General features: G+C 55.8%; 10 protein-coding genes. 3 read left to right on the top strand and 7 right to left on the bottom strand.

What is annotated here, in order from left to right; all coding sequences use genetic code 11:
* Window positions 1-55: 55 nt before the first annotated feature.
* The 5 genes from LOC70_RS01565 to LOC70_RS01545 all read right to left on the bottom strand — a co-directional run bounded on the left by LOC70_RS01565 (window position 56) and on the right by LOC70_RS01545 (window position 7,507).
* Window positions 56-844 carry an SDR family NAD(P)-dependent oxidoreductase gene (locus LOC70_RS01565; RefSeq protein WP_230251500.1) on the bottom strand — a complete coding sequence of 263 codons (789 nt, stop codon included), beginning with the start codon at window positions 842-844 and terminating at the stop codon, window positions 56-58.
* 162 nt (window positions 845-1,006) lie between these two features.
* Entirely contained in the window at window positions 1,007-2,230 is a 1,224-nt protein-coding gene (locus LOC70_RS01560) for a Tm-1-like ATP-binding domain-containing protein (protein ID WP_230251499.1), read from the bottom strand.
* 66 nt (window positions 2,231-2,296) lie between these two features.
* Entirely contained in the window at window positions 2,297-3,736 is a 1,440-nt protein-coding gene (locus LOC70_RS01555) for a DUF1501 domain-containing protein (protein WP_230251498.1), read from the bottom strand.
* Window positions 3,737-3,797: 61 nt separating this feature from the next.
* A complete protein-coding gene (locus LOC70_RS01550) occupies window positions 3,798-6,119 on the bottom strand; it encodes a PSD1 and planctomycete cytochrome C domain-containing protein (protein ID WP_230251497.1) in 2,322 nt (773 codons plus the stop codon).
* A gap of 230 nt (window positions 6,120-6,349) precedes the next feature.
* Window positions 6,350-7,507: an AraC family transcriptional regulator gene (locus tag LOC70_RS01545; RefSeq protein ID WP_230251496.1), complete on the bottom strand. Its 1,158-nt coding sequence runs from the start codon at window positions 7,505-7,507 to the stop codon at window positions 6,350-6,352.
* 130 nt (window positions 7,508-7,637) lie between these two features.
* Between LOC70_RS01545 and ltnD the strand changes: the two genes are divergently transcribed.
* The gene (gene ltnD, locus LOC70_RS01540) at window positions 7,638-8,603 is read left to right on the top strand and encodes an L-threonate dehydrogenase (RefSeq protein ID WP_230251495.1); all 966 of its coding nucleotides are present in this window, start codon (window positions 7,638-7,640) and stop codon (window positions 8,601-8,603) included.
* A 25-nt stretch (window positions 8,604-8,628) separates the two neighbouring features.
* On the opposite strand, the gene LOC70_RS01535 is transcribed toward ltnD, so the two are convergent.
* On the bottom strand, window positions 8,629-8,889 hold the full coding sequence (locus LOC70_RS01535) for a hypothetical protein (protein ID WP_230251494.1): 261 nt from the start codon (window positions 8,887-8,889) through the stop codon (window positions 8,629-8,631).
* Window positions 8,890-8,963: 74 nt separating this feature from the next.
* The gene (locus tag LOC70_RS01530; protein WP_230251493.1) at window positions 8,964-10,247 is read right to left on the bottom strand and encodes a LamG domain-containing protein; all 1,284 of its coding nucleotides are present in this window, start codon (window positions 10,245-10,247) and stop codon (window positions 8,964-8,966) included.
* 234 nt (window positions 10,248-10,481) lie between these two features.
* Here LOC70_RS01530 and LOC70_RS01525 point away from each other — a divergent pair, with 234 nt between their 5' ends.
* Entirely contained in the window at window positions 10,482-12,077 is a 1,596-nt protein-coding gene (locus LOC70_RS01525; RefSeq protein WP_261368039.1) for an outer membrane protein assembly factor BamB family protein, read from the top strand.
* Window positions 12,078-12,552: 475 nt separating this feature from the next.
* A complete protein-coding gene (locus LOC70_RS01520; protein WP_390888976.1) occupies window positions 12,553-16,083 on the top strand; it encodes a PVC-type heme-binding CxxCH protein in 3,531 nt (1,176 codons plus the stop codon).
* Window positions 16,084-16,160: the final 77 nt, after the last annotated feature.

Below are 16,160 nucleotides of genomic sequence, written 5' to 3'. Positions count from 1 at the left end.
TTGGTTGTCGCGAAATGTTCGAGGGGGACTCGGGTGGCAGATGACTGCATCGAGACTACACGATCGTGGGGACAATGCCACCGTCGGTGCGAAGTGCGGCACCGTTGATCGCGGCCGCCAAAGGGCTGGCGGTGAACGCAACCAAGTTGGCGATCTCTTCCGGTTTGATGAGACGCTGGATCAGCGAACTGGGGCGGTTCTCCTTGACGAAGCGTTTTTCGATCGTTTCGAAAGGTTCGTCTGGGAAGAGGTCGGAGATGAACTCTCGGACGCCGGGTGTGAGGGTGGATCCTGGCAGCACCGAATTGACCGTGACCTTCGAGCCTTTGGTCAGCTGAGCCAAGCTTCGAGACAGCGTTAGCTGAGCCGTCTTGGTCATGGCGTAGTGAGCCATTTCCGGTGCGGGAAGGACACCCGATTCGCTGCTGATGAAGATGATTCGGCCGTGGTCGCGATCAAGCATTCGTTTGAGGTAATGACGAGCCAAACGCACACCGCTCATCACGTTGATCTCGAAAATCTCCTGCCACTGATCATCGGTGAGATCAAAGAAATCGACGGCTTCGAAAATCCCAAGATTGTTGACAAGAATGTCGACGTCCGGGTGTTCTGCAATGGTCTTGGCGATGCCATCGACGGTTCCGTTGTCAGCGACCAAGCCAATGAGTTTGGCGTCCGAAATCTCTTCGCGGATATCGTCGATCGCCTGATTGACGCTTGATTCACTGCGTCCGTTGATGATCGTCGTCGCACCTTCCTTGGCGAACCGTTTCGCGATGGCCAAGCCAATGCCACCGGACGATGCGGTGACCAAAGCGGTTTGATCGTGAAGTTGAAGATCCATTGAAGGCTCCTGTGTCTGCTTCGGCGTGTTCGGTTTCTGTTTTCAGCTCACTGAATCATGCAATGTCCAACCGACGGTGCATCCCGCATACCGTGTCGACGAACAGGAACGAATCAACTCCATTTGCGAAGCCCAATCGAAGTTGCAAGCGACGTTCGTGTCCTAGGATGATGACTGGTGGAGTCGAATGTTTTCGAGCAGTGTTTCGGCACATAGACGTGCGAATGCCTCGTCGTTGATCTCGTTGTCCGCCAACCGAACATCCACGTCACCGCGGAGCGAACCCGTCAAACTGCTGAAAAGAGCTTGGTCGGCTTCGGGATCGTGATAGGGACCGCCTTTGGCGCTGATCCCGCTGACGGCTTGCTGCGGAATCAGTACCGACACCGGGGCGGTGTATTGGTTGATCTTGTTGGCAAGGATCGATCCAAGTTCACGACATTCTTCCGGTGATGTTCGCATCAGCGTGACCTGAGGATTGTGGATGTAAATGTTCCTGTCCGAAAACTTGTCGGGAACGGTGTCACGGGCACCAAAGTTGACCATGTCCAGGCAACCAGGAACGACGATCGATGGGACGTTCGCCCTGCCTGCGGCTTCCAATCGATGGGGACCAGCCGACATGACTCCGCCGAGCAATTCGTCGGCCCATTCGGTCGTGGTGATGTCCAAGACACCGGCGATCATGCCACTTTCGATCAGCGACTCCATGGCTTTGCCGCCGGCACCGGTCGAATGAAAAATCAACACTTCGTATCCCGCCGCTTCTAAGATTGGGACCGCGGCGTTGACGCACTGCGTCGTGTTGCCAAACATGCTGGCGACGATCAGCGGACGGTCGTCTCGGTTGGGTTCCACCTGTGACTCGACCATGCCACAAATGGCTCCCGCCGCACGGGTGAAGATCGTTCGCGAAACACGATTCAGTCCAGCGACGTCGACAACGCTGGGAATCATCACAATGTCTTTGGTGCCGACATAGTGTTCGATGTTTCCGCTGGCCATGGTCGACACCATGACCTTTGGGAACCCGATCGGCAACGCTCGCATGGCGGCGGTCCCGATTGCCGTTCCTCCACCGCCGCCCAACGAGATCACGCCGTCAATGCGGCCTTGATCGAGCAGTTGTCGCATCAAACGAGGAATCGTGTCGGCCATGGCGGAGACGCACTCCCCGCGATCTTGGCGGGACATCAAATCGTCCAAGCAGATCCCACCCGCCTCGGCGACTTCTTGGCGGGAGACATCCGGTGCGACTTGTGGTGGTCCGCCAGTTCCCACATCGATCAGCAACGTTGTGTGGCCGCGTTTGCGAATTTGATCCGTGACAAACTGATGCTCGATCCCTTTGCTATCCAGGGTCCCGATGACGGCGATGTTGGCCATGCTGCTTTTCCGGTTCACCCAAGCAACACCTTTCACTTGCTTGGGATGTGATCGAATGCTCTTTCGCTACGAAAGAATCTCGTCGATCACTTTACCGGCGACATCGGTCAGTCGATAGCTACGACCATTGTGGAAATAGGTCAGCCGTTCGTGGTCAATACCTAACAAGTGCAGAATGGTTGCGTGCAGATCGTTGACGCTGACCGGGTTTTCGACCGCTTCGTAGCCAATCTCATCGGTCTCGCCGTAGCTCGTGCCGCCTTTGATCCCCGCACCCGCCATCCATTGCAAAAAGCCTTTGGGGTTGTGATCGCGCCCCTTGCCGTTTTGCGAGATGGGCATGCGTCCGAACTCGCCGCCCCAAATCACCAACGTGGAGTCGAGAAGTCCGCGTTGTTCCAAATCAGCAAGCAAGCCAGCCACCGGTTTGTCGGTCGCCAGGCAATGATGCGTGTGGTTTTCCTGCAGGTTGTCGTGAGCGTCCCACTCGCCATCGCTGTAGACCTGGACAAAACGCACACCACTTTCGACCAGACGTCGGGCCATCAGACATTTCGAACCAAAGGATTTGGAACGAGGATTATCGATGCCGTACAGCTCGTGAGTTTCTTTGGATTCGCGTGAGAGGTCGACAACTTCGGTGGCTTCTTTCTGCATTCGAAAGGCGAGCTCGAATGACTGCATGCGATTGGCAAATTCAGCGTCTTCGGTGTGTCGTCGCATGTGCTCGTCGTTGAGTTTGGCCATCAAGTCGAGCTGGGCCAACTGATCTTGCCGCGTGATTTGAGGCTGACGCTTGAGATTCAGAACGGGTGTGCCTTGCGAACGAAACAGGGTTCCTTGGAAAGTGGAAGGAAGAAAACCGGCACCCCAGTTGTGCGGGCCACCCTTGGCTCCTTGCGTGTTGCCCATCACGACGTAGCCAGGCAAATTTTGATTTTCGCTACCCAGTCCGTACGTCACCCAAGCTCCCGCGGTGGGGAATCCAGGACGAGGTAAACCGCTGTTGATTTGATAGATGGCGGGGACATGGTCGTTGCTTTCACTATAACACGATTTGATGAAAGCCATCTTGTCGACATGCTTTGCCACGTGGGTGTACTGGTCGCAAACCCATTGACCCGATTCACCATATTGCTTGAACGAGTAAGGAGACTTCATCAGCGGGCCGGGGTTTCCAAAGAATGCTTGGATGTCCGTCGTGTCGCCGTCGCGTTTGTCCAGCTCTGGTTTGGGATCGAACATGTCGACCGAGCTCGGGGCGCCTTCCATGAACAACCAGATGACCGACTTTGCCTTGGCGGGGAAGTGACCGGTGCGGGGCGTCAACGATGTCACGAATTGCCCGGCACCTTCCGTTGGTGGAGCTGCCAGCAGATTCTGCTCCGCCATCATTCCTGCCAAACCGATCATTCCCGCACCGGCACCCGCGCGATGCAGCCATTCTCGGCGGCTCAGCAAGTTTGCAACGCGTCCACAAGGGAATGAATGTTTCGAGGGCGACATGTTTGGCTGCCTCTTGAGGGAATTCGATGAAAGGCGATGCGTCAGGGGAAGCGAAGGTGTTTCAATCGATGTAGATGAACTCGTTCAGTCCAAATAACGATTGGCAATAATCACTGAGCGCTTCGTCGCGAGGGTTGGTCTCGTTGCGGTCCGAGCGGGCATCCATTTGTGCTCGAATGAACTCTTTGGAGGCCTGCACTTCCGCTTCGTTTGGCAATCTCGCAAACGCGGTCGAAAAGGCTTGCTCGATGATGGGTGTCCAGTCCTCGATCGAGGAACTGTCAGTGAAAGCACCATCATTGGTTTGTTCATCGATCAGGTGACGAGCAAAGTCACCGGCCACAGATCGGACAAACCGATCGTTGAGGATCACCATCGCTTGCGGTGCCACGGTGGTGTTTTGCCGACGAGAACAACTGACCATCAAATCCGGTCGATCGAAGGCTTGAAACATCGGGTACGGAATCAAACGCTTGTGAAACATGTAAACACTGCGACGGCGAGTTATCGGGTCATCTTTCGCGTCCTTGGGATAGCTTTCGCCTTGGATGTTTCGCGCCAAGTTGGCTTCGGGGGCGATGTAAGGTTTGTAGCCCGGTCCGCCCGATTGGTAGTTCAGCGTATCGCTGACCGACAACATCGCGTCACGCATGACCTCCACTTCCAACCGTTGGGGATTCATCCGCCAAAGCAGCTTGTTGCCGGGGTCGACGTCGTGACCGCGTGAGTCGTTGGCGTCTCGAGTGCTGGCTTGTTGCCAAACCGCACTGCTAAGAATCTGCCGATGCAATGATTTGATGTTCCAGCCATTGCTGACGAATTGGTGAGTCAGGTATTCCAAGAGTTCCGGATGGGTTGGCGAATCACCTTGCACGCCGAAGTCACCGGTCGTCTCAACGATGCCTTTTCCAAAATGGTGATGCCAAACGCGGTTGACGATCACCCGTGCCAGCAACGCTCCACCGCCGTGTTCTGGATCGGTGATCCATTCCGCCAACGCCCGTCGCTGCATGGTGCTTTTGGGATCGCCGTTTTCACAGGATTGTTCTTTTGCTTGCTGCCAGTATTCCTCAGCGTCCGGACCGGAGGACAGCATTTCGGGAAAGCCGATCGGCAACTCGATTTCTCGGTCGTAGAAATCGCTACGGCGGAACAACCACGTCGTCCGACGCTCGCTGTCGAAGTCTTGAAAGAAGAACCCGTCGGCTCCACTTGGGAGTTTTCCTCTCACTCGGTCGCCGCTGTGAAAAATCCCGAGCAGTTGATAGTAATCCTTTGATGAGAACGCATCGTATTTGTGGTCGTGACAACGAGCACACGCGACGGTGATCCCCAGCAATCCCGAACCAACGGTTGAGATCACGTCGTCCAATTCGTTGTAGCGATTGAGCAGTCGCTCGCTCTCCAGGAACGAATCCGGCAGTTTGAAACTGGTTCCCGCCGTCAGGAAACCAGTCGCGGAAACCGCTGCGTCGCTGTCCGGTTCGTATTCGTCGCCCGCAAGCTGCCAACGCACGAATTGGTCATAGGGCATATTGTCATTCAAAGCACCGATCACAAAATCGCGATAGTGATAGGCGTGGGGGCGATCCATGTCGGCTTCCTGACCATCGCTGTCCGCGTAACGAGCGACGTCCAACCAGTGCCGGCCCCAACGTTCACCGTAACGTGGTGACGCCAGCAGTTCATCGACCAGATTCTGTACCGCGGAGGTTGGATCATCTGCATGAGCTTCAATGAACTGATCTGTCTTCTCAGGCGTGGGAGGCAAACCAATCAAGTCAAAGTAAAGACGCCGCACCAACGTTCTGGCGTTGGCCGGTTTTGACGGTGACAAACCGGCCTGCTGCAATCGCTGAAGCACGAACGAGTCGATTGGATTCCGAGTCCAATCGGTGTTGCCTTCAAGCTTCGGAATCCTGGTCGGTTGCAAACGCTGGAACGCCCAATGGCGTTTGGCCTGTTCCAATTTTGGGTTGGCCACATCGGCGTCTTTCGGCCAGGAAGCACCTTGGTCGATCCAGTCACGAAGTTGTTGGATTTGAATTTTGTTGAGAGGTGGATGGCTTTCCGGAGGCATGATCCATCCATCTTGGCCGTTCACCAATTGAACCAGCAAACTTTCATCACTCTTGCCTGGAACGATCGCCGCGTCGCTGTCGCCGCCTCGAAACGCTGCGTCGCGAATCCCCAAGTTCAACCCGCCCTCTTCCGTCGTTCCCGCGTGGCATTCGTAACAATGCTCTCGCAGGATGGGTTGGATGTCGCGCACGAAATCGATCTTGGCTTTCTCGTCGGCAACGCACTCCACGCTGATGGGACATGACACGAAGAAGAAAATTCCAAACAGCATCTTCAGCGGAAGATTCTTTGGAATTGACATCGGAAGGACCTCGATCGAGGAGAGGTGGGGCTCAAGGCAGGACGCAAATCGCGAGGCTAATCAACTTAGCAAAGGCAAGGTCGGATAGCGAAAATTTTGTAAGTCGCGTCGTGACCCTGCGGTCGGTGGGAAGTCGTTGTCGGATGGCTCGTGGCGTCTCCAGGGTAGGTGAACGCCATCATGCAACAATACGCAAACGCGCAAAACGATTTCGAGTTTGCGGCCGGTGTTTAGGTGGCTCGGTTTTGCTTGCGGTACTCGCCGGGTGTCGTGCCAAAGTGTTGTCGGAAGGCTTGTGACAGAGATGCACCCGTGGAAAAGCCAGCCTCTGCAGCAACGGCGGAAACCGCCTTGTCCGAGTCCAACAGCAGACGACTGACATACGCCATTCGAACCCGGCGAATCTCTTCCGCGGGGCTACGATCGAGTTCGGCCCGGAAACGTTGTTCCAATCGACGCCGCGAAATCGGAAAGGCTCGCAGAAGGTCGGACACCGTGATGCCCATGGATGCTCGGTCACGAATGAAACGAAGGATCTCGGCAATCTCGTCGTCCGCCATCGCGAGAATGTCCGTCGAATGTCGTTCCCGGACGCGAAGCGGTGCGATCAGTTTGGGGCGTTTGGGAACCGGGGATCCGTTCATGATGCGGGCCAGCATGCCAGCGGCGGTTTCTCCCAGACGATGACTTGCCAGTTCAACGGCGGAGATTTGGGGAGAAGCCACATTACATAGCAACTCGTCGTCGTCACCGGATAACACTGCGACTTCATCGGGGATGCGGATGGAATCAAAGGAGCAGATTTCGATGAGCTGACGCGCCGGATACGGATCCGCTGCGAAGATTCCCAAGGGACGTGGCAAGGTAGCGAGCCAGCGACGCACGTTGGAGTAATTCGTCAGCCAACCGGCGGCGTCATCCGGCGTTGCTTCATACATCGCGCATTCGTGACCACCCGCGTGGACGGCTGCGGCGAATGCTTCGGATCGGATGTCCGAGTAACGACCGATGGGAGGTGCGTAGCATGCGAAATGAGTCAATCCGCGATCGCGAAGATGTTCGAACGCCATCTTGCCGCGAGCCGTGTCGTCCGTTGCGACGCGAGCCAGCCAATCGTATTTGGGAACCATGATGCCAACATCCACCACTGGAAGTCGCCAATTCTTGACGTGTTGAACGGACGAAGTGGTGCGGAGCGAAGCGATGATGCCGTCGCCTTTCCAGACCTTTGGCAAACGCAGACGGCCCTGTGAATCGCGAGGAGCAATGAGCACCGTCCAACCGTTGGATTGAGCGAAACGACAAACCGCATCGACAACGTTGCGACCCCAGGAATCATCCGTCTCCACCAGAATTCCAACATGTCGTGGACGGTGAGCCTTGGGCATGTTGATTGATCCAACAAAACAAATGACAGCTGAATGCCTGCGCAGAATCGTGCACGAAGTGCGCAACTGCGCAGGTGAGAGAGATGTGTCGTCAGATACAATCTACTTCGACTTCATATCGCGGGGCGAAATGACTACTACGAAAGAACGATCCAAGCAAGCATCGGCTACTTCCATCACCAAGATTGCTGCGATTGGATTGGGGGCGATGGGTTACGGCATGGCGTCGTCTTGTTTACGCGCTGGCCATTCGGTTTGGGGGATCGACCTTGCGGTGGATCCCATGCAGCGTTTTCGTGCGCTGGGCGGCGAGTCAACGGAACTGAGCGACGTCGCGAGGGAACTGGACATTGTGATTGTCTCGGTCCTGAACGCGAACCAGACTGAGTCTGTTTTGTTTGGTGATGCGGGGATTGTCTCGCGTTTGGCACCGGGCACCGTGGTGGTCGCCTGCGCAACGGTGGCTCCCGATTTCGCGCGTGCGATGGAACGTCGATGCGATGAGGCGGGGGTGTTGTATTTGGACGCGCCAATCTCAGGTGGTTCAGTCAAAGCCGCCAATGGCCAACTGTCGATCATGGCCGGTGGTTCCGACTCCGCATTTGAAAAGGCTGCACCGGCACTGGATGCGATGGCGGAGACGGTGTTTCGGTTCGGGGCAGTCGGCGCTGGTTCCGCGATGAAAGCGGTCAATCAAATGTTGGCGGGCGTTCACATCGCGGCCATGGCGGAGGCGATGACGTTTGGCATGACCCAAGGCGTGACACCGGAAACCTTTTTGAAGGTAATCCCTGAGTGTGCGGGCACCAGTTGGATGTTGGAGAACCGAGGACCGCATGTTGCCGCGGGTGATTACACGCCACACAGCCAGATCAACATTTGGCCGAAGGATTTGGGGATCGTTTCTGACATTGCTCGCGAAGCTAAGTTCAGTGCACCGCTGACGGCCGCCGCCCTGCAGCAATTTCTCGCGGCTGCGGGGATGGGATTGGGGGCGGAAGACGATGCCGCTATCGCGAAAGTTTACGCTCGCAACGTGGGAATGACGTTGCCCGGTGAAGAATCGTCAGGGCAGAAAACGCCGGGGGAAGAGTGAACCAGCGAGTCAACTTGGGTTCGCTTCAAACGACCAACGCGTAGACGATGCCACCAAGAGGCAGAATGCTCAGCAGCAACATCCCGGCACAGCCAGTGGATTCGTTGACCGTCATTTGTTTCGGATGACTGATCCTGAGTTCATCGCTGAGTTGCTCGATTTGTACCTTCGATTCGCGAAGGCTTGCATCCGTGGCCTCGCGATAGAGCTTGATGGCTTGGATTTTATTGCCTTCCAAAATGAGCGAGCGGACTCGTTCGAGCGTTTCGGGGGGCAGTTCTTTCAAGGAGCTGGGTCTCTCATGGGGCTGGGTGTCTCACGACATTTGGCTTGCGAGTATTGGTGACCAGAACAACACCTTCAGTGCCGTAGTTCCGACAAGGCTTTCAGTTCTTCGGCTGACAACGCACGATTGAACACGCTGACGCCACCAATCCATCCGGTGAATCCCACGCTGCGACTACTGTGAATCACACGGCCGATCGTGAAGGGGCCGCCTTCTTCGGCATTGCCCGGCGAATAAATGCCATGCGGATACCACCAGGGGTTCAAGCTCAGTCCCACCAGATCACGATCGGTTTCCACGAATTCGCCCGATGAGTCTTTGGTCAGGGTGACCAGGATTTCGGTGTAGCGGTAGCGGCGTTTCTCGATGCGTTCGTTCTCGCTATCCGAAACCGTCTCGACCTCCAATGCCGTGTCTTCTGGCGGATTGTAGGTTTGGGATGAAGGAAAGTTGATGTCTTCGCCGGGTTGCAACCCTGGTGTACGCGCGTAATGTCCCTGGAGATAGGCATTGCGTGCGTACGAGATTAGGCCAGCCGAAGCGGGGTTTTTGAGCCAGCGGTCTCCCGCGATGCCATTCAACCAGCCCGTCAGTTCGTTGGTTTGGTGATTGAACGTCATCGCGAGACACTGCCAGGACGCGGCGAGTTGTTCCGCAGGAGCATCCGCGGAAATGGTGGGGGATCGTCCCAGTGAATTGCATTTGTGCAGTGCGTATTTGTTGAGGAAAGAGCTCGCACCGTTTTCGGAGACATGCCCGCAGGCGCTGCCTGGTTGGTTGAGTCCCGCGAAGAGAGCGTACTGACGTTGACCTCGTTCGACTTTTTTGATGGTTGCGGTGGAAGATTGCTTGAGGTCTGTTCCTTCATGCCAGATCCCTGCCAAAGCATGATTGCCGCTTTCGCGGATGGCCCAGACGACTACCGTGACGGATTGGTCCTCGCCTTTGATGTCGAGCGGTGTGTCATGAAGACGCGATCGGGGCACGCAGAGAAACGGTCGAAAGTTCGGATCACTTTCTTTGCGAATGCGAATGGCTGCGTTGAAGGGCCCGCTACTCAATTGCGGAAAGTCATCGTATGTGGCCTCGCGTCCCTCGCCCCAATATTCGCGAACGTAGTTGGCAGCATCGAGTGCGTAGTTGTGATCGGTCCCCGGTGGGACGTGCGCGATGAACCGCCCCGAGCCATCGGTTTCTCGCAGGGAGAAGTCCCAAAAAGCCACGAGGCCCGGGAGGTCTTTTACAACCGCCCGGTTTTGCTCCGCGCCGGTTGCGGAAGCCAGATTTTCAAATGCTGGCGCGACGTGCAGGGTTGCTGCGATGGCGAGCGTCAACGTCGTTGCGAAACGAGGATTCATGAAGCTTGAGGTGGGATTTGTCGCGGAATGATTTTTGGCGTCGGATGATGTTGTCACCAGTCTACACGGCTTCAGCGGCCCATCGTTTTCGGGTGCTCGTCGTTTTCGAGGCCGCTCGGTTGCAGATTGCCACCGATACTTTGTTGATTGGGTGGGGTTCTATCGAGGCTCGTGGTTCTTCAGCCGCGTTCTCGTCCAAATCACTTTTCACGTTGTCGCCGCAGGACCAGTTGAATGATTCGATGTTTAAAACGAAGTTGGTGCACCTTGGGATTGGCTGGAACCTTCCTTGCGATGCCGCTGAGCGTGCAGGCGGAAGATTGGAGCCGGTTCCGCGGACCCAATGGTTCTGGGGTGAGCCAAGATGGTGGTTCGCTACCTGGAAAGTGGTCACCCAATGCGAATGTGGCTTGGAAGACCCAACTGCCCGGTGCCGGTGTTTCCAGTCCCATCGTGGTCGGTGATCGCGTTTTTGTGACCGCCTATTCCGGATACGGTTTGGATCGACAGGATCCAGGTGACATCAAAAATTTAGTTCGGCACTTGGTTTGTGTTGATTTGTCCAGCGGTGAGGTACTGTGGCAAAAGGATGTGCCGGCCGCACAGCCTGAAGATCCTTACACGGGAATTGGTGTGACCGCCCATGGCTACGCGTCTCATACGCCCGTCAGCGATGGCCAGCGAGTGTATGCCTACTTCGGTAAAAGTGGATTGCATGCCTTTGATCTGGATGGCAACACGCTTTGGAACGTCGAGCTGGGGAACGAATCGGATCCTTGGAAATGGGGCTCCTCATCCAGTCCCATCGTTTACGAAGACAAGGTGATCGTGACCGCATCGGCGGAGAGTCAGTCCGTTGTCGCGGTGAACAAAGACAACGGCGAAGTGGTTTGGCGTCAGGAAGCAGAAGGTTTGGATGGCATGTGGGGAACTCCCGCGATAGCAAAGATCGATGACGGACGCAGTGATTTGGTGATGAGCGTTGCCAAAGAGGTTTGGGGCCTCGACCCCGCAACGGGAAAACTTCGTTGGTATGCAGCGACCTCGGGTGCGGAACAAGCACACTCCAGTGCGATCGTCGACGGGAATCAAGTGTTTGCGTTCACCGGTCGCGGTGGTGGAAGTGCCGCAGTCGAAGCAGGCGGAACGGGTGATGTCACCGACTCGAAAATTGCCTGGACCGGTCGCGACTCCGCTCGCTTCGGTTCGCCGGTGTTCGATGGCGAGCATCTTTATTTAGTTGCGGGAGGCGTGTTGGCCGTGATCGATGCCAAGACCGGCGACAAAGTTGACCAGCTGCGATTGGAAGGTGCGACGCGTGGGGGCGGCATGGGCTCGCAAGATTACGGTTCGCCAATCATTGCTGATGGCAAGCTGATCTATGTCAACGGAACCGGACAAGCCTTTGTTTATCAATTGGGCGAAGAGGCGGAACTGCTGAGTGTGAACCGATTCACATCCGATGCAGAATCATTCGGCGGCAGCCCCGCAGTTTCCCAAGGGAAACTGTTGGTTCGTAGCAACAAGAACCTGTACTGCGTGACGGACGAAGGCGAAACCGTTGACCCCGCTGACAATCAGCTTGCTGCAAGCGAGGCTCCTGAGGGGCGCGGTTTCGGCGGTCCCGGAGGCCGAGGTGGATTTGGCAATCGCGGAGGTCCGCGCGGCGGTGAAGGCGGGCCGCGTGCGGGAGGTCCACGTGGCGGTGGACGCGGCGAAGGCGGAAGAGGAGGCTTTGGTGGTGGTCGCGGCGGCCGCGGTGGTTTTGGTGGCGGCGAGCGTGAGGACACGCGGCCGGACCGACCTCAACGTCCCGAGTCGGATTTCTGACACCTGAAGTTGCGGGTGACCGACTGACTTTGCGCTAATCGCTGTCACGCGTTTCAACGTGTTTGATTAGCGAGGTTCATTTTGACTGATTGCATCGCGTGCCTGAACGACATCGTTCGTTCCTAACGCGACGTGGTCGGCCATTTTTGTTGGCTTGCTGAAATGGATGCAGGGGAACGTCTCTGGCCGGCGTTCATTCTGCATGTGCGCAAATCGTTGGCCGGTTGGCGTGAACGTTTGTCTGACGACTGCTTTGGATCGCGGCTGGCGTGCTAATAGGTGGTTTGTCCACAAAATTCATCGCGGTGGAGAGAAGTGAAGCACACAGTCGTGTTTGGTTCGAGCCATAATGGCGTCCCCTCACACTTCTCAAAATCGAGCCACTGAGCTGCTGTCTCGCCCAAGCGACATCAGCGGTCATTCAGTGTGGTCTTTGAGGAGTTGCCCTTCCCTCCTCCTCCCGCCTGAGAGATCCATGCGACATCCGCTTGTCAGCTTCTTTGCTATTGGTCGAGCCGCTTCCTGCACAGGTTGGCTATTGATGGCGTTTGCCGTCGGTTTGATGAATGCTCAACCGAACGCGTCTGCTCAAACGCCCTTTGAGTTTCAAACAAACGACGTCGTCGCCATCTATGGCAATGGATTGGCTGATCGAATGCAGCATGATCCCTGGGTGGAAGCGGTCTTGCAGACGAAGCTCAACGACAAAAACGTTCGTTTTCGCAACATGAGCTTTTCCGGCGACATGGTGAATCAGCGTCCTCGAAACAAGGGCTTCACGAACGACACCGAATACCTTCAACACGTTGCTCCGGACGTTGTTTGGGTGATGTATGGGTACAACGAATCACATGCGGGCCCCGATGGTGCTTCGGCCTACACCGATGAATTGGTCAAGTTGGTGAGCAAGTACCGTGCTTTGCGAAAAGACGCGGGGGTGGATGCAAGGTTCGTTTTGTTCAGCCCCATCGCCTATGAGTACACCGGCAATCGGCATCTGCCGGACGGAGGGGAATTGAACAAGAACCTGGCGGCGTTCACGGAGGCAACGAAGCAAGCTGCGGAACTTTCAGACGCCACCTTCGTTGATTTGTTCACGCCCACGTTGGAACGATACGAGGAAACCGATGAACCATTGACTCTCAATGGGATCCACCTCAACGCAGACGGCTATCGCGAGTTGGCGGACATTATCGCGAAACGATTGTTGGGCGACGCCGAAACCGATGACGAGACGCTACAGGCGGTTTATGAAGCCGTCGAAGACAAGAACTGGCACTGGCACAACCGCTATCGTGCAACGGATGGCAACGACATTTGGGGTTCACGTTCCACTCTCAGTTTTGTTGATGGGCAAACCAATGCAGATGTGTTGGTGCACGAACTGAAAATGTTGGACGCGATGACCGCCAATCGCGATGAAGTGATTTGGGCGGCAGCCAATGGCCGTTCCGCCAAGCCGGATGACTCCAACGTTCCTGCACCCGTCGAAGTGAAGACCAACGTGGGCGGTGGAAGCAAAAGTTCCAGTGCCGCGAAAGAAGGCAGCACTGACTATTTGAGTCCAGAGAAAAGCCTTGAGAAAATCCAGGTGCCAGATGGGTTTGAATTGAATCTCTTTGCTTCCGAAGACATGTTTCCTGACTTGGCCAACCCGGTCCAGCTTCAAGTGGACACGAAAGGACGCCTTTGGGCTGCGAGTTGGAACTCTTATCCCAAGTGGCATCCCGGCGACGAGCTAAAAGACAGCCTGATGATCTTCGAAGATACTGACCGGGACGGTATCGCGGACAAACGAAAGATCTTCGCGCACGTCCACAATCCGCTGGGGTTCGAATTCTGGGGCGGCGGTGTCTTGGTGACATCGGGGCCGGACCTGCTGTTTCTCAAGGACACCGATGGCGATGACCGCGCCGACGTGCGCTATCCCATTTTGCAAGGTCTGGGGACTTCGGACACGCACCATGCCGCCAACAATCTGATTTATGGTCCCGACGGTGGTGTCTATTGGCAGAGCGGGATCTTTCTGGTGCACAACCACGAAACTCCGTGGAAGCAAAACCTCAACACGGGTGGATCGGGGATGTACCGGTTCGATCCTCGGACGTTTGCCATCACGCCGATTGCAGCGAACAGTCCCAACCCGCACGGGATCAGCTTTGATCGGTGGGGGTATCTCTACGCCAACGATGGAACCGGAGGACGTTCGTACCAAGTTCGTCCGAATGCAAAGGGGTTCCAGATGCACTCGTTGCTGGCCAAGGAGTTTCGTCCTGTTCCAGCCAACGCGATCATGTCTTCGACTCACTTTCCTGAGGACATGCAACAGGACTTCTTGATCCTGAACGTGATTGGGTTCTTGGGCATCAAGCAGTACGACTTGGATCGAGGCGACGGGGGCAACCGTCCGTACGGCCATGTTTGGGGAACGCCTCAGCAGGAGATCCTCAATGGCGAAGATCGAAACTTTCGCCCCAGCGATGCAATCGTGGGTGAGGACGGTGCTTTGTATGTCGCCGATTGGCACAACATGATCATCGGGCACATGCAGCACAACATTCGTGACCCGAGTCGAGACCACAACCACGGACGCATCTTGCGTTTGACGGTCAAGGATCGTCCGCTGCAGGATCCCGTTGCCATCGATGGACAAACGATCGATTCGCTATTGGAAAATCTCAAGCATCCGGTCGACGGGGTGCGCCAGCGGACTCATGTGGAGCTGAGTGAGCGTGATTCGGACGAAGTGATCGCCGCGGTCCAGCGATGGGCGAAGGGATTCGATCCCAACGACGAAGAAGAGGCTCATCACTTGTTGGAAGCATTGTGGGTGCATCAACAACACAACGTCGAGAATCATGAACTGCTGAATCAATTGCTGGAGTCCGACGTTCCTCACGCCGCGGTCGCCGCCAAGACGGTGAAGCATTTTTGGACGTCGTTTGACACTCGAATGGCGGTCAATTTTGCCGGCAACCCCGAATCACACATCGTCAGCTACCGTGCGCCGCGTTCGCTTGAGAAACAGTATCACAATGCTTACAAACGCGGTTCCGAGATCTTTCAACGTGAGTCTCACTGTGCCACCTGCCATCAAACCAACGGTTTGGGAAATGGTGCTGTTTATCCACCGTTGGTCGACAGCCCATGGGTAACCGGCAGCGAAGAACGTTTGATCAAGTTGGCTCTGCATGGCATGTGGGGAAAGATGCAGGTGGGTGGAAAAGTGTTCGACCCCGCTCGCGGTGTCCCGCCCATGACGGCTTTTCGCGATTTGCTGGACGATCGCGAATTGGCGGATCTGTTGACGTTTGTTCGGAATACTTGGGGAAACAAAGCATCACCCATCGACGCGAAATTGGTCGCCAAGGTGCGTGCGGAGACTTCCGGGCGAACGACGTTTTGGAAGCCGGAGGAATTGGAGTCGCTTCATCCTCTGGAGAAAGAACTGATGTCCAAAGCGGATTTGCAAGAGCCTGAGCTGATCAACAACGTCGAGCTTGAAAAGGCGTTGTTGGCTGAGTCACCCGAGAAATTGGCTGCCGTTGCTTTGGACAACGGGAAGGTCCGGCGTGGCAAGCAACTGTTCTACAACTCGGCAGCTTCGTGCTTTGCCTGTCACGATCCGCCTGGGAATGCTCCCAAATTGGGACCGGACTTGAACAAAATCACCAAGTCGATGACGCCTGCTGATTGGGTGAACGCGGTTCTGTACCCGTCCAAAGCCATCGACAAGGAATTCGCGCAGGTCAAAGTGCTGACGGAAGATGGGCGAATCATGATGGGGATTCGAGTGTCAGATACCGAGGAGGGAATCCAGCTTCGAAGCGTCGCTGATCCGAAGCCGGTGTTGATTTCCGACGACAGCATTGAAGACGTGGTGGAATCCGATGTTTCGATCATGCCGGAGGGTTTGGTGAGATCGCTGAAGAGTCGTCAGGAGTTTGATGACTTGATGAAGTACCTCATCAGCCTAACGCCAACCGAGAAATCGGATTCGAAATGAACGTTCTCAGCACTGCGATCGAAACTCGTGAATATTCTCAAGTCAGCGAGTCGTCAAAAATGAACTGCAACCAGCCG

The sequence above is a fragment of the Rhodopirellula halodulae genome (assembly GCF_020966775.1).
GTDB lineage: Bacteria > Planctomycetota > Planctomycetia > Pirellulales > Pirellulaceae > Rhodopirellula > Rhodopirellula halodulae.
This window is presented reverse-complemented; position numbering and strand designations above follow the sequence as displayed.